Genomic DNA, 18832 nt, shown 5'->3' on the forward strand with positions numbered 1-18832 from the left:
ATTGTCTCACCTTCTATTTATTGTGCTTTTTAAATGAAGCCTTTATAATAGAAATAATCAAACAAAAAGAGGGGGAAATTATGTTTGCACTAGATTACTACGATACCGTAACCATTCCATCTGCATCAAAAGACCGCCCTTACATCCCAGTTTATGCATGGCAAGAAGCAGAATATCCAAAGGCCATTATCCACATTGTCCATGGGATGTCAGAATTTGGTGGCCGTTATAAAAAAGTAGCAGAGTCATTTATAGCGCAAAATTTTCTAGTCATTGCTCATGATCACATTGGACATGGCGGGCTAGCTAAGGAACACAACCGCCTAGGTTATTTTGGTACAACAGATGCTGGGCATATTATGGTTGAAGATCTACATCGTGTAGTTCAAAAAACAAAAGAACATTATCCAGATTTACCTTACTATATCCTCGGTCACTCTATGGGTGCTTATATTACTCGTTTATATCTTGGAAAATATAGCCAAGAAATTGATGGTGTCCTCCTTAGCGGAACTAATACAAATAGTCCTTTATTCGCAACTGGTGCTGCCTTGGCACCAATCTTAAATATCCTTCATCCTGACGCTTATAATTATTATATTCATCAAAAGTTATTTGGTACCGGTCTCTCCGATGATCCTAGCGTTGCTAATTCGTATCCAGAATATTGGTATCCACCTAATAATGGTGAAGAACGCGATTGGCCCCTAGTCGGCTTTGTTTTTACTAATAATGGATTTGCAGAATTAGTCAAAATTGCCCATAAAGCAACAATAACTTCATGGACCCGAAATATCCGTAAAGACTTGCCAATTGCTATTATTGCTGGTCGTAACGATCCTTTGATCAATGGCGGAAAAGAAACCCAAAAACTAGCCAAAGAACTGATCCGTGCTGGTTTCGAAGATGCCACCATCATGATGTTTGAAGATAGAGGTCATGAGTGCTTAATGTATGGTAATACAAAGCCTGTATATCAGATGATTAACAATTGGTTTAAAAAACAACTTAAAACATCTTCTAAATAAACGCACATTATTAAAAAGCACGCCTGTCATTTTTCGACAAGCGTGCTTTTTACTGTTTTTCATTAAGTCCACTTATGATAGTCTTCATCTGACATAGCTTCTACCTGTCCAAGTAAATAACCATTACCTACTTGCGAGAAGAAGTCGTGGTTAGATGTTCCCGTAGAAATACCATTCATTACAATTGGGTCTACATCATCTGCTGTATCAGGGAATAACGGATCAAAACCAAGATTTTGAAGGGATTTATTCGCATTATAACGTAAGAAGATTTTCACATCTTCTGTCCAACCTAAATCATCGTAAATATATTCACTGAATTTCGCTTCATTTTCATATAATTCGTATAGTAAGCTAAATGCCCAGTTTTGCATTTCTTCTTGTTCCTCTTTTGATAATTGGTTGAATTTAATTTGGAATTTATAACCAATATACGTACCATGGACACTTTCATCACGCAGAATCAATTTAATGATTTCAGCAACGTTAGGTAATTTACCATTACCTAAATACCATAAAGGTGCGTAGAATCCTGAATAGAACAAGAACGACTCTAGGAAGACAGAGGCTACTTTTCTTTGCAAGTCATTACCGTTTTGATAAATATCATTAATACGGTTAGCTTTATATTGAATAAATTCATTTTCACGTGTCCAAGCAAAGATTTTGTCAATTTCTTTAGGTGTGTTCAATGTTGAGAAAATTGATGAATAGGATTTGGCATGGACACTTTCCATAAATTGGATGTTATTATATACCGCTTCTTCATGTTGAGTACGGATTGATGCCTTCAATGATTGTATGCCATCTTCAGATTGTAAAGTATCTAGCAAGGTTAACCCACCAAATACTTTTCCAATCATATCTTGTTCTTCACTTGATAGTGTACGCCATGTATCTAAGTCATTTGATAATGGAATACGTGTATCTAACCAGAATTGTTCTGTTAACTTTTCCCATGTTAACTTGTCAATCATATCCTCAATATCATTCCAGTTAATAGCGATATAAGGATTTTCATTAAAATTCGTCATGTATGTTCCTTCCTTACTACAATTTCTACGGATTAAATAGTACAGCTTTCACAGTAGTTAGCCCCAACTTCTTCGTTATTATCTGTAAACGTACGTACATAGTAAATAGATTTAATGCCACGTTTCCATGCATAACGACGTAAAATATTTAAATCACGCGTTGTCATCTTGCTTGTACGGCCTTCTTTCCATGGATATAGACCTGCTGGAATATCTGAACGCATGAATAAGGTTAAGCTCATACCTTGATCAATATGTTGTTGAGCAGCTGCGTAGATATCAATAATTTTACGGTTATCGATATCATAAGCAGATTGGTAATAAGGTAATGTTTTATTGTTTAAGAATGGTGCTGGGTAGTATGTTTTACCAGTTTTCTTCTCTTGACGTTCTTCAATTAATTGAATAATTGGATGTAGACTTGAACTCGTTTCATTTACATAAGAAATTGAACCTGTCGGTGCAACTGCTAATCGGTTTTGATGGTATAAACCATGTTCTTGTACTGCTGCACGCAATGCTTTCCAATCTTCTTGTGTTGGGATATGAATACCTTCAAACAATGCAGCTACCTTTTCAAATTCAAAAGTTGTCGCTTCATTAATATATTTGTCAAAATATTCACCCGTTGCATAAGTTGAGTTTTCAAAGTTATCAAAACTTACACCTCGTTCTTTAGCAATTTTATTTGAAGCAACTAAAGTATAGTAGTTCAATAATAAGAAATACTTATCTGTAAATTCTACTGATTCTGGAGAACCATAGTACATTTCATTTAAAGCAAAGTAAGTATGTAGTCCCATAGCACCTAATCCAATTGTATGTGCTAAGTCATTCCCTTTCTTAATAGAAGGCACTACATCAATCGATGATGCATCAGTAACGTAAGTTAACCCACGTACCATGGTTTCAACAGACTTACCAAAGTCTGGTGAATGCATTAAGTTATTAATATTTGTTGATCCTAAGTTACAAGAAATATCTGTTCCTAATTCTTCAAACGTTTGGTCATTATTGATGATTGAAGGTCGTTGAACTTGTAAGATTTCAGAACACAAGTTACTCATCACAATCGTTCCATCAATCGGATTTTGATCATTTACAGTATCGATGTTGATGATATACGGATAACCAGATTCTTGTTGTAATTTAGAGATATCATCTTCTAAATCACGCGCACGGATTTTAGATTTTCTGATTTCAGGATTGTTTACTAAGTTGTCGTACTCTTCAGTGATATTAACATAAGCGTATGGTTTGCCGTAAATGCGCTCAACATCATATGGACTAAATAAGTACATCATTTCATCTTTTTCTGCTAACTCATAGAACTTATCAGGTACAACTAGTCCTAATGATAAAGTTTTCACACGAATTTTTTCGTCTGCATTTTCTTTTTTAGCAGATAAGAAAGATACCACATCCGGGTGGAATACGCTCAAGTATACAGCACCCGCACCGTTACGTTGGCCTAGTTGATTAGAGTATGAGAATGAGTCTTCTAATAATTTCATTACTGGAATAATTCCTGAAGATGCATTTTCAATTTTCTTAATCGGATCACCGGCAGCACGAATATTCGTTAAGTTAACCCCTACTCCACCTCCTAGACGAGATAGTTGAAGCGCTGAGTTGATTGTACGACCGATTGAGTTCATATCATCTGTTGCTTGAATTAAGAAACATGAAACTAACTCACCACGACGTTTACGACCTGCATTAAGGAAAGTAGGCGTTGCAGGTTGGTAACGCTGATTAATCATTTCATCACGTAAATCACTCGCAACTTGCTCGTCACCGTTTGCTAAGTATAAGGCAGTAAATACAATACGGTCTTCGTAGCGTTCTAGGTAACGTTTACCATCGTTAGTTTTAAGTGCATATTGTGTATAAAACTTATAAGCACTCATAAATGATTTAAAACGGAATTTAAAGTCATACGTCTCTTGCATCAAACGTTTAACAAAATCACGATTATATAAGTTTAAAAAGTCTTCTTCTAAATAGTCATTTTCGATTAAATAGTCAATTTTTTCATCTAAAGTATAGAAGAACACTGTATTTGGATTTACATGCTCTAAAAAGTAAGCACGAACCGCTTCTTGATCTTTTTCAATTTGAATTTTCCCATCAAGTGGACGGTTAACTTCATTATTTAACTTGAAATATGTAATTTCTTTATCTTGTACTACTGCTTTAGGTTGGTCCAATTTCATTCACCTTTTCTTTCAAAATTGTTACGTCGTTCATATTTCCCTGAAATTCAAAAGTCAATAGCAAAGGTACATTATACGCTTTTGCTAAATCTTTTGCAGTGAAACAATAAAGTTCATTGAAATTTAAATTCCCTGAACCACAAACGCCTCTTAAATACGATAGATTTTGACCAGTTTCAATAAAATCATTCAATATTTCGGTTACTTCAATATCATAAGTTGGAGCAATCACGATATAGGGTTCGCTTATTTCTTGAAAAGCATTATCCATTGTAATTCTAAGGCTATCCATTTCAAGTTTATTTACAAACTTTTGTGTCTGCCCTGTTAAGGACATATACACAATCTTCACATCACATTCCTCCTAATCAAAGAATGACACCACTACATGTAGTGGTGCATTTCTATTATATACAACTATATATGGTTTTTTGTTAGATTTCAACTATATTAAACCACGGTTTGTTTTCTGCAAACATTTATTCTCAACTAAGCCAAGAGTCATTATAAAATACAATCACTAGAATAAGCCACCATTTAAGCTAGTTCTTCTCCCTGGTAAAAATATTTTTATCGGCAAATCTGCCACCAACTAAATCTTTTGTCTGTAAATTTCTTTTGAGTTTATGTCTTAAATTATACAAAAAATGTTTTATCCCTAAACATAATGACTATGACTTGATTTTTATCATTTACAAACGTAATCTTTAACTGTTAAGGCACATATCGAAAGGAGTAAATAATGGTAACAGCAAAAACAAATCCTAAAAGTCATGATTTTCAAGATGTGTCTGCTTCAGAATGGGAAATTATGCGTGTGGTGTGGGCTCAAAAAGAAACCAACTCCCGCACTATTATTGCTTCCTTAGCAGATAAAAAAGGCTGGAAACCGGCCACTATAAAAACCCTTATTGGTCGTCTAAGTAAAAAAGGCTGGCTAGAGACTGTTAAAAATGGTAAATCGTTTATTTATCGACCAGCCATAGATGAAGATACGGCATTACAACATCAAGCCAAGACATTATTGAATGGATGGTGCAATACAGATGCCGATAAAGTCATCTCTGCACTGATTCAAGCATCCATTTTAGACGATAGGATGAAAGATAATATCCTAACTGCTTTAGACCAAGCAACCTACGTTGACCATGTAACTTGTCATTGTACTCCTGGACAATGTATACATCATCCAGACACACATTAATGTTTATTCAGATAATTGCCAATTAATTGGCGTACGGCCAGACTGAACGAGTAACGCATTCGCCTTGGAAAATGGCTTGGTTCCAAAGAATCCACGTGAAGCAGATAAAGGGCTGGGATGGACTGAACTTAGAATATAATGCTTATTTGTATCAATTAAACGCGCTTTTGCTTTTGCTGAATTTCCCCATAAAATAAAAACTATTGGTTTTGGGGCATCATTTAACGCCTCTATTGCTGCATCGGTCAACAGCTCCCAGCCTTTACTTTTATGGGCGTTTGCCTGACTATCTGGAACCGTTAATACAGCATTTAATAATAAAACGCCTTGATCAGCCCACTCTCTCAAATCGCCATGATCTACCTGGGAAATAGCTAAATCTGCTTCCAGTTCTTTATAAATATTGCGAAGCGATGGAGGGATTTTTACCCCTTTTGCCACTGAAAAACTTAGACCTTGAGCTTGACCGGGTTGATGGTAAGGATCCTGTCCTAAAATGACTACCTTTACCTGATTAAAAGGTGTGTGTTCAAAAGCTGCATAGATGTTCATTGGGTCCGGATAAACCGGCCCTTTTTTATACTCTGCTGCAATAAATTTTTCAAACGTTCTAAACGTTTCAGATGTGAGTACTGGTGCTAACTCTCTTGCCCAATCACTTGGCAGTTTACCAAAACTTGTCATAACATCTACTACCCTTCTCTTTTATATAGCTTATATTATAGCACTTCCCAGCATAATGAATGTGTTTGACTTAGTTTAATCCTAACCAACGAACATACCGTTTGACTAGTGAATTTAAATTGACCATGTTAAACTAAAGTTAACTTAATTGAGATAGGAGCTTATAAATGATTGAATTGATAGTTTCGGACATGGATGGCACGCTATTAGATGAACACATGGATATTCCACAAGAGAATATTGATGCAATAATGCATACATATAATAAGGGGATTCCTTTTGTTGTATGTACTGGTCGTAATTTTACAGAGGCTAAAGTAAAATTAGACGAAGCAGGTATTCGTTGTCCTATCGTTGGTTTAAACGGTTCGATCCTTTTTGACCGTAATGGTAAGGTAGAGTATGAAGTAGATATTGAAGATCAAACTGCTCTCGATATTCTAGATAAGGGGTATGAAGCTGGATATTATATGGAAGCAATGACCAGTAAAAATGTATATTCTTCTTCGCGTGAACAACGTATATTAGCGATTACAGAACTTATTCATGGTATGAATCCCCAAATGTCTTTAGAAGAAGCAAGAACACGTGCAACACAGTCAAATGAGGTTACCACAATTGAATATCGTGAGGATTTACGGACGTTAGTAACTGAGGAAGGTCAAGCCATCATTAAAATTACCTTTGTAGATGCTGACCCAGACAACACGATCAAACCACTAGCAGAAGAAATTGGTGCGCTATATCCTGATACTCATATCACATCATCATTCAAATATAATATTGAAATTAATCATGCGGACGGTACTAAAGGAAAAGCCATTGAAAAATACTGTCAAGATCATGGTTATCACATTGATAACGTAGTCGCAGTGGGTGACAACTTTAATGATGTCTCAATGTTAAAAGCTGCAGGCTATTCATATGCCATGGCCAATGCAGAAGCTGAAGTAAAAAAACATGCAAAATATGAAACAACTAGTAACTATGATGACGGTGTTGCGAATGCGATTTATCATGCTTTAAAATTAGCTGATAGTCAATAATGAACAACTATAATAAAGTCTTTATCGGAGGTAGCTAATGAACGAAAAACATTTAACTGATCCTCGTACTGTTTACTATCATCAAGCGTTTCCTGAACAAGCCCATCAACATCCTCAGTTAGAACAAGTAATGGATCCACAACCCATTACTGGTGAAAATGAATATCAAGGTAACGATCGGTTAAAAGATAGAAATGCTTTTATTACCGGAGGTGATTCTGGTATTGGTCGAGCTGTTGCAATTGCTTATGCCAGAGAAGGTGCAAATGCTGTTATTCAATACTTGCCTGGTGAAGAAAAAGATGTTGAAGATACCCTGGGGATTTTACAAAAAGAGCCAGGCCAATTTTCTGCAATTCCTGCTGATTTCAGAGAGAGTGGCCAAGCGAGTCAAGCTTATCGAAAAGCACATGATTTTCTTGGCACAGTGGATATTCTCGTCTTAAATTCGGGTGAACAAGTAGCTATACAGCAACTACAAGATCTAACGATTGATCGGGTAAAAGAGACTTTTGATGTCAAGCTATTTTCAATTTATGAAATCGTCCGCGAAGCTGAACAAGATTTAGTAGCAGGAGCTTCAATCATCACCACTTCGTCTGTACAAGGTTTTGATCCAAGTCCTTTCTTCCTAGATTATGCTGCTTCAAATGGTGCGATTAATAATTTAACTGTTTCCTTAAGTAAATACTTTGCACCTAAAGGCATACGAGTAAACGGCGTCGCTCCTGGTCCCGTTTGGACACCTCTACAATTGGATGGTGGCCGTCCAAATAATGACTTAAGTGATTTTGGTCAAAACACCCTATTGGGACGTCCCGGTCAACCTATTGAAATGGCCAGTTTATATGTATTTCTAGCCTCCGATGCTGCATCTTATGTTACTTCTCAAGTATTTGGCGCTACGGGTGGCAAAGCTGTACATTTATAAAAAGTTTTCCAAAGAATAAGCGAGTAAAGCCCATGGCCTTGCTCGTTTTTTTTCAAAATGAATATAGGCATATATTGTCAAAATAGCACTCTAGTATTCAAGATATATTATTTCAGATTTATAAAAATTACGTTATACTAAACTTAAGATAAATTTAAATTTAGTTGTTACTGTAACCCAAGAGAAACGAAAGGACACAATAATTATGAAAGAACGAATTGGTTTGATTGATATAGGTTCAAACTCTATTCGCCTTGTTGTCTTTCAAGTCGAAGATAATTTAGCCATGCGAGAGATTCAAAATATTAAAATTCCCGCACGGATTTTTCAATATATAAACGATAATAATGAGATGTCACAAGAAGGTATTGATACCTTAGCTAGAATTATTGGCGCATTTGCAAAAGAAGCTGCCATTCTTAAAGTTGACCGTATCTTACCTAAAGCTACTGCAGCCATTAGACAATCTGCGAATAGAGATGACATCATCCATCAAGTGAAGAAAAAAACTGGCGTTACAATTGAATTAGTACCGGAAGAAATGGAAGCCTATTATGGATTTTCTGCAGTTATTCATTCAATGAGTGATAGAGATGGGGTCACCATTGATATTGGCGGAGGTTCAACAGAAATAACACTTTTTAAAGATAAAGAGTTGGTTCAAGCCTATTCTTTCCCATTTGGTGCGGTATCTTTACAAGAAAAATTCTTTAGCGGAAAAGACTTTAATGATGCGAAAAGTATTAAAGAAACTCGTAAATTTGTTCGCCAAGCTTTTTCTGAGCAGCCCTTTTTTGAAAATATAGATTTACCTATCTTTGCTATTGGTGGTTCTGCACGTAATGTTGCGCGTGTCCATCAGATGCAATCAAATTATGGGATGGCTGGATTACATGAATATACAATGAAGCCTAATCAAATTGATCAGGTCTTTGATACCTTTGTCGATTCATCAATGAAAGAAATGCTCAAATTAGAAGGCTTATCTTCTAATCGAGCAGACATTATCATACCAGCAACAATTGTTTTCCAAGAACTCATTGATACAGTGAACGCCTCCATATTTAAATTTTCACAGCAAGGTTTACGTGAAGGGATTGTTTACGAATATCTAGAAGAGAAATATCGTGCAGCATTTGATATTCACCACGTCGCTCAACAAAGTGTCGAGCGCTTATCTAGTATTTATCAATTTTCAATGTCCGATTCTGCACAACGTATGGTAATTGCACGCCAGCTATATACTGCTTTAAGTGAGGACGGCTATCTTAATTGGAGTGACCATGAATTAGAATTAATGAACTACGGTGCATATTTGTATAATCTTGGCGAAATGATCGAACCAGGAAATGCTTCTCAACATACATTTTACCTACTTTCCAATTCTAATTTAAATGGATTCTCTCACCCTGAAAGATTAGCACTGTCCATTTTAGCTTCATATAAAAATAAAACTTTATTTGACCAATATTTAACTAGCTATGGAGAAATGCTAGACGATAAACAAATGGAAAACCTTCAAAATATTGGAGGACTGATCAAGTTTGCTGAATGTCTAAATGATTCTCATAATAATATTGTAAAAAGTATGGATACCGTAATGAAAGGCAAACACTTAATTCTACGTGTATTCTACCAAGGAGAATTATTATCCGAAGTTTATCGTTCTGAAGATCAAAAGAAACACATCGAACGGGCTATCGGTAAAGATATAACCTTAGAATTTATACATGCAAATTCATATCGGGCCATTATTTAACAGTTACTAAACTCTCCATAGTTTAATAAGAAGGAGAATACGAAAATGACTGAACAAATCAAATACAATCTTGATAACCCTGATTACTATGAAAATCGAGAAGTATCTTGGTTAAGTTTTAACCATCGGGTATTACAAGAAGCTGCCGATGAGAGAAATCCCTTACTAGAACGTTTAAATTTTCTAAGTATTGGAACCTCAAATTTAGATGAATTTATGATGGTTCGTGTCGCTGGATTACAAGACCAGTACCATTTAAATGTGAATGAATTAGATAGTAAAAAGCAATGGACGCCTGAACAGCAGTTAATTGCAATAGCTGAAAAGAATCATGAAAACAATGAGTATCAATATGCCTTGTACCAAGATTTGAAAAAAGAAGTGGCAAAACATCATATTCACTTTATTCCCTTCAATGAAGCGCCAATGCATCGTCAAGAAAAAATGAAAAAATTCTTTTTTAACGAGATATACCCAACGCTTACCCCACTTGGTATCGATGCTTATCGCCCTTTTCCAAGCTTGAATAACAAATTAATTCATATATTTGTGAATTTAAGTCGCGAAGGTGAACAGCAAGTAGCCATTGTGCCAATTCCGCAATTGGTAAACCGCTACTACCATTATGAAGAAGATGGTAAACACTATCTCATTAATTTAGAAGATATCGTTTCAAACTTTATTGAAACCTTATTTACTGGCTACACTATTGAATCCAGTTTCTTGTTCCGTATAACTCGTAATGCCGATTTGGACATTCAAGAAGATGGTGCGGAAGATTTATTAACAGTTATTGAAGACTATTTAGTACAACGACGTAATGGTATGGCCGTTCGTATTGAAATTCAACAAGATGATGACCATGATCAAGACTATGTCCAAGCAGACATCGAATACCTATTGGAAGAATTGGGCTTACTAGAACGTGACCTATACTTCGTGAATGGGCCACTTGATCTAACTGGTCTTGGTGATGCCATTGATATTTTAGAGAATTATTTCCCTAATTTACGTTATGAACCGTTTAAACCTGTTTACCCTAGTGAGTTACAAACCTCTAACTTATTCAAATTAGCTGAAAAACGCGATATTTTTGTGCACCACCCTTATGATTCATTTAAGCCTGTAGTTGAATTTATCCAAGATGCGGCTAACGATCCACATACCTTAGCAATCAAGCAGACATTATACCGGGTATCATCTAATTCGCCTATTATTTCTGCCTTGAAAACAGCTGCAGAACGAGGAAAGCAAGTTACCGTGTTAGTAGAATTAAAAGCACGTTTCGATGAAGAAAATAACGTCCAATGGGCAAAAGTATTAGAAGAAGCTGGTTGTCATGTAATTTATGGTAAAACGCATTTAAAAACCCATTCGAAAATTGCCATGGTGGTTAAACAAAAGAACGGTCGCGTTTACCGTTATGTCCACCTTGGAACAGGTAACTATAATGATAAAACGGCTCGCTTCTATACTGATATGGGGATCATCACAACCAATGAAGGGATTGCAGAAGACGCAACAGATTTCTTCAACTACTTAAGTGGCTACTCTAACCAACCTGACTACCACTACCTACACGTATCACCTTTCGCAATCCGTGATAACTACATTGAAGATATTGAAGATGAAATTCAAATGCATAAGGCTTATGGTAATGGTCATATTATCGCTAAAATGAATTCGCTCACTTCAAAAGATGTCATTAAAAAATTATATGAAGCAAGTCAAGCTGGTGTAAAGGTTGATTTAATTATTCGTGGAATTTGCTGTTTAGTACCTGGAATTCCAGGGGTATCAGACAACATTACTGTTCTTTCCGTTATTGGTCGTTTCTTAGAGCACAGCCGAATTTACTGGTTTAATAATAATGGTGATGAAAAATTATTTTTATCATCAGCGGATATGATGACTCGAAACATGATACGCCGAGTGGAAATCGAATTCCCAATTTTAGATAAAAAAATACATAACGAGATTATGGAAATTCTTAAAGTCTATCTTGAGGATAATACCAAGGCTCGATTCAAATTGCCTGATTGTACATATCAGTATGTGCAAAACGATTTAGCGCCAGTGGATTCCCAACGAATCTTCATGAAAAAGGCTCAAAACGAGAGTGATCAAGCTAGAACATCGGCTCCTCAGAGTAAAATGACTTGGTTTGAACGCTTACAAAACCGTTTAAATAAAAAATAGTGAGATATTTATTCGTTATCTAAAATAAAAATAGTACCTTTGGTTCAAATGTATTTGATTCAAGGGTGCTAATCATGTACCATGAGTATGGTTAGGCGTTTTTCGCCATGAATCTTACGGAAGAAAGAGGATCAAGATGTTAACTGTAAATAATGTAAGTGTACAATTTGCGAATCGTAAATTGTATGATGAAGTAAACTTAAAATTCACTCCAGAAAACTGCTACGGCATTATTGGCGCTAATGGAGCAGGTAAATCTACATTCTTAAAAGTTTTATCTGGAGAAATAAGCCCAACAACCGGAAACGTATCAATGGGAGAAGATGAACGTCTATCAGTCTTAAGTCAAAATCATTTTGGTTTTGAACAATGTACCGTTTTAGACACAGTAATCATGGGTAATAAGCGTTTATACGATATTCGAGAGGAGAAAGATGCTTTATATGCTAAAGCTGACTTCTCAGAAGAAGATGGTGTTCGCGCTGGTGAATTAGAAGCTGAATTCGCTGAAATGAATGGTTGGGATGCTGAAAGTGAAGCATCACAATTATTACGTGGTTTAGGTATTGATGAAGACATGCATTACCAAACGATGAGTGAATTAGCCGAACAGGAAAAGGTAAAAGTTTTACTAGCACAAGCTTTATTCGGTGAACCTGATGTTTTACTTTTAGATGAACCAACAAACGGTCTAGATTCAGATACCATAGAATGGTTAGCTGAATATATCATCAACTTCCCTAATACTGTATTAGTTGTTTCCCATGACCGTTATTTCTTAAATAAAGTATGTACACATATCTGTGATGTAGATTATGGGAAAATCCAACTTTATGTTGGTAACTACGATTTCTGGAAACAATCTTCAGAATTAGCAGCTAAACTACAAGCTGATGCAAATGCGAAAAAAGAAGAAAAAATAAAGGAATTACAAGACTTTATTGCTCGCTTCTCTGCCAACGCATCTAAATCAAAACAAGCCACATCTCGTAAGAAGACATTGGAAAAAATCGAGTTGGACGATATTCGTCCCTCAAGTCGTAAATACCCATTCGTAGGTTTTGAACCAGAGCGTGAAATTGGTAATGATGTCCTAACAGTAGAGAACATTTCTAAAACAATAGATGGCGTAAAAGTATTAGACAATATTTCTTTTATTATTCGTCCTAAAGATAAAGTTGCTTTTGTTTCTCGTAATGATGTCTCTACAACTGCTCTGATGGAAATCATCACCGGTAATATGGAACCAGATTCAGGTTCATACAAATGGGGAATCACTACTAGCCAAACATACCTAGCCCGTGATAACTCTGATGAATTTGAAAATAGTCAACAAAGTATCCTAGACTGGTTGCGTCAGTTTGCTAATGGTCCAGAAGAGGAAGATAATACTTTCTTACGTTCGTTCTTAGGGCGCATGCTTTTCTCAGGTGATGAAGTAAACAAAAACTTAGATGTTTTGTCTGGTGGAGAACGTGTTCGTTGTATGTTATCTAAAATGATGTTATCCAAAGCAAATGTCTTAATAATGGATGATCCAACAAATCACTTAGATTTAGAATCTATTTCGAGTTTAAATGAAGGATTAATTAAATTTAAAGAAGTAGAATTATTCACTTCTCATGACCGAGAGTTTATCCAAACAATTGCTAACCGTATCATTCACGTAGCACCAAATGGTATAGTTGACCGTATGGATACAACTTATGAAGAATTCTTAGAAAATAAAGATGTGCAAGACCGCATCAAAAAATTATACGCTGAATAAAGGAGCTGATGACAAAAGAAAGAGAGCTATAATCTTTTGCCATCAGCCAAACTGATAAAAGCAGACCGGTTTCGGTCTGCCTTTTATTCACTCTAGCTATAATTCCTAATTTAAAAGCAGTAAAAATATTTTAAGGAGGAGAACACTTGAATTTTATCTGGCAATATATAAAAAAATATCCTGGTAAATTATTTATTACACTGATTGCTACATTTGGTACTGCTGCTGTTATGATCGGCCTGCCTACCCTTTTAGCACAGATGATTGATAATGCAATCATTACACGGAACATCCCTTTATTGTGGCGATATACATGGCTAATGATGGGCTTGGTAATATTAGCCTTAGTTTCTAGAACACTTACTGCGTACACGGTTTCTAGTATCGTCAATGATATGGTAATGAACATCCGAAATGATGCTTACCAAAAAATGCAAAGTCTATCCCATCATGAATTTCAAGAATTAGGGGTCGCATCATTAACGACACGTATTTCAACCGATGCTTTCGTGATTTTACAATTTATGGAAATGACTTTAAAACAAGGTTTGGTATCTCCTATGATGCTAATTTTCTCTATTATAATGATCTTCTCCATTTCACCAGCATTAGGTATTTACGTTATTCCTGTATCGATCATTATTATCTTATTAGTTATTTTTATCGCCAAATATACGTTACCTATTTCTGAAAAACAACAGGCAAGTTTAGATAATATTAATCGCATTCTGCGAGAAAATATCACTGGTTTACGGGTAATTCGTGCTTTTAACAACGAGCAATTCCAAGAGGGGCGCTTCAAAGATGTCAACCACTCCTACAAAAAACAATCTGGAAAATTATTCAAAACGATTGCGATTACACCGGCTGCTTTCTCTTTACTACTAAATACTGTGATCATCGCCATTCTATGGTTCGGTGCAGGTTTAATTGAACAAGGTACTATGCAAGTAGGGATTATGGTTGCCTTCATCGAATATGTTTTCCATGCACTGTTTTCATTACTCATGTTCGCAAATATTTTTATGATGTATCCCCGTGCTGCAGTATCCGCTGGCCGGTTAGAGGAAGTAATGGATATGCCAATTACAGTTGCATCACCTGATGCACAAGTTGCCATTACTGAAACTGATGAATTTGGTACCCTAGAATTTCGCGATGTCGATTTCGCTTATCCAGATGCTTCTAAGCCAGTTTTGAGAAATATTTCCTTTAAAACAAAGCCTGGTGAGACAGTAGCCTTTATTGGTTCAACTGGATCAGGTAAATCAACTATCGTTAAATTAATTCCGCGTTTCTACGACGTAACTAAGGGACAAATATTAATCGATGGCATTGATATACGTAATTATGATTTAGATGCCTTACGAGCAAAAATTGGTTATACCCCGCAAAAAGCCTTATTATTTACTGGAGATATCGCAGAAAACTTACGTTATGGTAAATATAATGCCGATGATATGGATTTAGACCGAGCTACCAACGTGGCACAAGCCTCTGAATTTATTAACCGCCTAGAAACAAAATACGCAACACACTTAGATGAAGGTGGTGCTAACCTATCTGGTGGTCAAAAACAACGGCTTTCTATTGCGCGTTCAATCATTGCAGAGCGAGAGATTTATATTTTCGATGACTCATTCTCAGCTCTGGACTACAAGACTGATGCAGCTGTTCGTCAAGCCCTGCAAGATGAAACGAAGAATGCGACAACAATTATTGTTGCACAGCGTGTAAGTTCTATTATCCATGCCGATCAAATCATCGTTCTTGATGAAGGTGAAGTGGCTGCTCGTGGAACACATAAAGAACTACTAAAATCTTCAGAGTTATACTATGAGATTGCATCATCTCAATTAAGTGAGGAGGAATTAAATCGTGGCTAATACAGAAATTGAAAAACGAGAAATTCCAACGAAGGAAATTTTAAGCAATCTATGGCAATATATCAGACCTTATAAGGGTCAGTTTATATTAGCAATGCTTGCCACTATTTGGATGAATATTGCTGGTGTTTTAGAGCCTTTTGTACTAGGTTTAGCTATTACTGAATTAACCAGTAATGTCGTAGATATTATGAACCAAGTACCGGGTGCAAGTATTAATTTCCAATATGTTGGTTATATTGCCCTACTATATTTTATCCGTGGCTGTTTCTTTTGGTCCGGTCAATATTTAGGTCAATATTGGCTAACAAACGTGGTACAAAATGCTATTTACGACTTACGTAATGATGTTGCTAAGAAAGCGAATCAAATGCCTGTTTCCTATTTTGATAGCCATCCTACCGGGGACATTTTGTCTCGAATGACTAACGATATTGATTCAATTACTAACGCATTACAACAATCATTTATTCAATTTGTAAATGCTATCTTGGGGATTTCATTTGCAGTTGTTTCGATGTTTTTAATCCAATGGCATTTGGCGTTAATTATTCTAACTACTATTCCATTGTCATACCTTTTCGCTAAACTAATTATTAATCAATCCCAATCAGCCTTCCAGAACCAAGCAAATGCCTTGGGTAACTTATTTGGCTATACACAAGAACAGTTATCTGGATTCACAGAAATTAAGGTTTACAGTCGTCAAGCAGAATCTGTGGAAGAGTTTAAACATCGTAATCAACAATTACGTGACTATGGTTTTAAAGCCAGCTTCCTATCATCTCTTATGATGCCACTCTTAAATACTGTAAGTAATTTAGGTTACGTCGCGACAGCCCTGGCTGGTGGTTTATATACACTTGCTGGTAAGTTGACAGTAGGTAATTTACAAGCCTTAGTGCAATATGTAATACAAATTACCCAACCTATCCAAATGCTTACTCAGCTAAGTGGGGTCTTACAATCCGCATTAGCTGCTGCTCATCGTGTTTTTAACTTCTTAGCAGAAGAAAATGAGGTCCAAGAAGAAGTTACCGGTCATCTACCAGCAAAAGTTAAGGGTGCTGTAGAATTTGATCACGTACGCTTTGGTTACGATCCAGAAAAACCATTAATGAATGATATTTCTTTCAAGGTTGAACCTGGTCAAACAGTAGCTATTGTTGGACCAACCGGTGCTGGTAAAACCACTTTAATCAATTTATTGATGCGGTTCTATGACGTAGATGCTGGCGCTATTAAAATTGATGGTGTACCAACTAAATCCATGACAAGAAGTGAATTACGTAATCACTTTGGTATGGTACTACAAGATGCTTGGTTATATACAGATACTGTTTTAGAAAATATCCGTTTTGGTAAACTTGATTCGAATGATTATGAAGTACAAGAAGCAGCAGAAATTGCGAACGTTGATCATTTTATCAATACTTTACCGGGTGGTTATGAAATGGAAATTAATGAAGAAGCAAACAATATTTCCTTAGGTCAAAAACAGTTGATGACAATTGCCCGAGCTGTCATTGCCGACCCAGATATTCTAATTCTAGATGAAGCTACCTCATCGGTAGACACGCGTCTAGAAAAATTGATTCAAGAAGCGATGAATAAAATAATGGAAGGTAGAACGAGTTTTGTTATTGCACATCGTTTGTCTACTATTCGTGACGCTGACTTAATTCTTGTAATGCAACAAGGGAATATTACTGAGCATGGTACCCATGATGAATTAATGGCTGCAGGTGGCTTCTATGCCGACTTATATAATAGTCAATTCTCTGAAGAAACACCTATGGATGTTTCTATGGGTTATTCTTAATGCTTTATGAATAAAATTTATAATATCAAAAGGACGATGACCAAAGCGAGTCATCGTCCTTTTATTTTTTATTATTGGTCTTTCTTTTAATGAATATTATTCGTTTTTGTAGTTACTTTAATATTATCTTGTTCTAAGTTGTAATTAATTGTGGCAGATGCAAGTTTATAGCATAAGGCAAAAATGGGTACGGAAAGTAGCATACCCGCTAATCCAAAGAATGCACCTGAAACTGTTACTGAGAATAATACCCAAATACCAGGTAATCCTACTGATCCTCCTACAACACGTGGATAAATAATATTTCCTTCAACTTGTTGTACAACGATAATGAAAACCACAAACCAAATAGCTTGTACAACATCCACAACCGCAATCAAGAAAAAGCCGACTATCCCTCCCATAATAGCACCATAGATAGGGATTAAAGCCATCGCTCCCGTTAACACAGAAATCGATAAAGCAAATGGAAAACGGAAGATAGTCATACCAATGAATACTAGTCCTAATAAAATACCTGCTTCCACCACTTGTCCAGAAACGTATTGACTAAAGGTCTCATTAGCTTCAGATACAAGGTTTACAGTAAAGTTTCCCCAGTTTTTAGGCATGGTACCATAAATGATCATTTTAAATTGTCTAGCCAATGTCTCTTTCTTAAAAAGGATGGAGGTTCCAAAAATAATCGCTACGAAAGTATTAAATACCCCACTTACCAAATTACCAACCATGCTAATAGTAGTGTCCAAAATACCGGAAGTAAAAGTTTGAACCATAGAGAATAACTGGTCACGTAACTGATCTGTATTCACATTTAATTGGTTCACAGTCTCAAGTATCTGTGGATTATCTACAATATATTGGTTAATAGCTAAATATAATTTGTTAATTTCTGAAGGTACTTGGCTGATGAAAGACCCTAATGTGTCCTGCAAATCTGGTAAAACTAAAAAGATAATGAAAACAATAATACCTATAATAATCACATAGCCGAATAATATACCAACAATTCTATACCAGGTATAATATTTCCCAACCCACTTGGTCATGTATTTCTCAAAAAATTTCAAAGGTAAATTGAGGATAAAAGCCAAAGCAGCACCTAATAAGAATGGCAAAGTCACTGAAATAACAGAATCTATCATTCCTTTAATGATATTAAAATTATTCATTGTCCAATAGCCAACTATGACTACAAACATTAAGCTGACGATTCTTCGCCAGGTAAACTTTTTCTTCACTATTTGCCTGCTTT

Annotated in this window: 13 protein-coding genes and 1 pseudogene; 9 read left to right on the forward strand and 5 right to left on the reverse strand. The window is 35.8% G+C overall.

The window, feature by feature from the left end; genetic code table 11:
- Nucleotides 1–80: 80 nt before the first annotated feature.
- Entirely contained in the window at nucleotides 81–1028 is a 948-nt protein-coding gene (locus tag CJ191_RS01455; protein ID WP_070467801.1) for an alpha/beta fold hydrolase, read from the forward strand.
- A 62-nt stretch (nucleotides 1029–1090) separates the two neighbouring features.
- Here CJ191_RS01455 and nrdF read toward each other — a convergent pair whose 3' ends face one another.
- From nrdF to nrdI, 3 genes are read right to left on the reverse strand one after another with little or no spacing between them, the layout of a single operon-like run.
- Entirely contained in the window at nucleotides 1091–2062 is a 972-nt protein-coding gene (gene nrdF, locus CJ191_RS01460) for a class 1b ribonucleoside-diphosphate reductase subunit beta (protein ID WP_070467800.1), read from the reverse strand.
- 32 nt (nucleotides 2063–2094) lie between these two features.
- Nucleotides 2095–4278, reverse strand: a complete 2184-nt coding sequence (gene nrdE / locus CJ191_RS01465) for a class 1b ribonucleoside-diphosphate reductase subunit alpha (RefSeq protein ID WP_070467799.1) — start codon at nucleotides 4276–4278, stop codon at nucleotides 2095–2097.
- Nucleotides 4259–4630, reverse strand: a complete 372-nt coding sequence (gene nrdI / locus CJ191_RS01470) for a class Ib ribonucleoside-diphosphate reductase assembly flavoprotein NrdI (protein ID WP_070467798.1) — start codon at nucleotides 4628–4630, stop codon at nucleotides 4259–4261. Before nrdI ends, nrdE begins: the two co-directional genes overlap by 20 nt.
- A 390-nt stretch (nucleotides 4631–5020) precedes the next feature.
- Here nrdI and CJ191_RS01475 point away from each other — a divergent pair, with 390 nt between their 5' ends.
- Nucleotides 5021–5482, forward strand: a complete 462-nt coding sequence (locus CJ191_RS01475) for a BlaI/MecI/CopY family transcriptional regulator (RefSeq protein WP_070467797.1) — start codon at nucleotides 5021–5023, stop codon at nucleotides 5480–5482.
- 3 nt (nucleotides 5483–5485) lie between these two features.
- On the opposite strand, the gene CJ191_RS01480 is transcribed toward CJ191_RS01475, so the two are convergent.
- Nucleotides 5486–6166, reverse strand: coding sequence for a uracil-DNA glycosylase (locus tag CJ191_RS01480; RefSeq protein ID WP_070467796.1), 681 nt, complete (start codon nucleotides 6164–6166; stop codon nucleotides 5486–5488).
- A gap of 167 nt (nucleotides 6167–6333) precedes the next feature.
- On the opposite strand from CJ191_RS01480, the gene CJ191_RS01485 reads away from it, so the two are divergent.
- From CJ191_RS01485 to CJ191_RS01515, 7 genes and pseudogenes are all read left to right on the forward strand, one after another.
- Nucleotides 6334–7212, forward strand: a complete 879-nt coding sequence (locus tag CJ191_RS01485) for a Cof-type HAD-IIB family hydrolase (RefSeq protein ID WP_102198771.1) — start codon at nucleotides 6334–6336, stop codon at nucleotides 7210–7212.
- A gap of 37 nt (nucleotides 7213–7249) precedes the next feature.
- A complete protein-coding gene (locus tag CJ191_RS01490; RefSeq protein ID WP_102198772.1) occupies nucleotides 7250–8143 on the forward strand; it encodes an SDR family oxidoreductase in 894 nt (297 codons plus the stop codon).
- A 205-nt stretch (nucleotides 8144–8348) separates the two neighbouring features.
- Nucleotides 8349–9902 carry a Ppx/GppA family phosphatase gene (locus tag CJ191_RS01495; protein ID WP_070467793.1) on the forward strand — a complete coding sequence of 518 codons (1554 nt, stop codon included), beginning with the start codon at nucleotides 8349–8351 and terminating at the stop codon, nucleotides 9900–9902.
- A gap of 39 nt (nucleotides 9903–9941) precedes the next feature.
- A pseudogene (locus CJ191_RS01500) lies at nucleotides 9942–12101 on the forward strand (RNA degradosome polyphosphate kinase); the annotation flags it as partial.
- A gap of 136 nt (nucleotides 12102–12237) precedes the next feature.
- The gene (locus CJ191_RS01505) at nucleotides 12238–13869 is read left to right on the forward strand and encodes an ABC-F family ATP-binding cassette domain-containing protein (protein ID WP_102198774.1); all 1632 of its coding nucleotides are present in this window, start codon (nucleotides 12238–12240) and stop codon (nucleotides 13867–13869) included.
- A gap of 146 nt (nucleotides 13870–14015) precedes the next feature.
- The gene (locus CJ191_RS01510) at nucleotides 14016–15755 is read left to right on the forward strand and encodes an ABC transporter ATP-binding protein (RefSeq protein WP_070467790.1); all 1740 of its coding nucleotides are present in this window, start codon (nucleotides 14016–14018) and stop codon (nucleotides 15753–15755) included.
- The gene (locus CJ191_RS01515; protein ID WP_308409769.1) at nucleotides 15748–17577 is read left to right on the forward strand and encodes an ABC transporter ATP-binding protein; all 1830 of its coding nucleotides are present in this window, start codon (nucleotides 15748–15750) and stop codon (nucleotides 17575–17577) included. The genes CJ191_RS01510 and CJ191_RS01515 overlap by 8 nt, the downstream gene beginning before the upstream one ends.
- An 86-nt stretch (nucleotides 17578–17663) precedes the next feature.
- On the opposite strand, the gene CJ191_RS01520 is transcribed toward CJ191_RS01515, so the two are convergent.
- The gene (locus CJ191_RS01520; RefSeq protein ID WP_102198775.1) at nucleotides 17664–18818 is read right to left on the reverse strand and encodes an AI-2E family transporter; all 1155 of its coding nucleotides are present in this window, start codon (nucleotides 18816–18818) and stop codon (nucleotides 17664–17666) included.
- Nucleotides 18819–18832: the final 14 nt, after the last annotated feature.

Source organism: Aerococcus viridans, assembly GCF_002871935.1.
Classification (GTDB): domain Bacteria; phylum Bacillota; class Bacilli; order Lactobacillales; family Aerococcaceae; genus Aerococcus; species Aerococcus viridans_B.

What these genes read in the sequence shown, in the direction of transcription:
- CJ191_RS01480 (WP_070467796.1), bottom strand. Translation starts at nt 6,166, where the DNA reads ATGACAAGTTTTGGTAAACTGCCAAGTGATTGGGCAAGAGAGTTAGCA.
- CJ191_RS01490 (WP_102198772.1), top strand. Translation starts at nt 7,250, where the DNA reads ATGAACGAAAAACATTTAACTGATCCTCGTACTGTTTACTATCATCAA.
- CJ191_RS01475 (WP_070467797.1), top strand. Translation starts at nt 5,021, where the DNA reads ATGGTAACAGCAAAAACAAATCCTAAAAGTCATGATTTTCAAGATGTG.
- nrdF (WP_070467800.1), bottom strand. Translation starts at nt 2,062, where the DNA reads ATGACGAATTTTAATGAAAATCCTTATATCGCTATTAACTGGAATGAT.
- CJ191_RS01495 (WP_070467793.1), top strand. Translation starts at nt 8,349, where the DNA reads ATGAAAGAACGAATTGGTTTGATTGATATAGGTTCAAACTCTATTCGC.
- nrdE (WP_070467799.1), bottom strand. Translation starts at nt 4,278, where the DNA reads ATGAAATTGGACCAACCTAAAGCAGTAGTACAAGATAAAGAAATTACA.
- CJ191_RS01505 (WP_102198774.1), top strand. Translation starts at nt 12,238, where the DNA reads ATGTTAACTGTAAATAATGTAAGTGTACAATTTGCGAATCGTAAATTG.
- CJ191_RS01455 (WP_070467801.1), top strand. Translation starts at nt 81, where the DNA reads ATGTTTGCACTAGATTACTACGATACCGTAACCATTCCATCTGCATCA.
- CJ191_RS01485 (WP_102198771.1), top strand. Translation starts at nt 6,334, where the DNA reads ATGATTGAATTGATAGTTTCGGACATGGATGGCACGCTATTAGATGAA.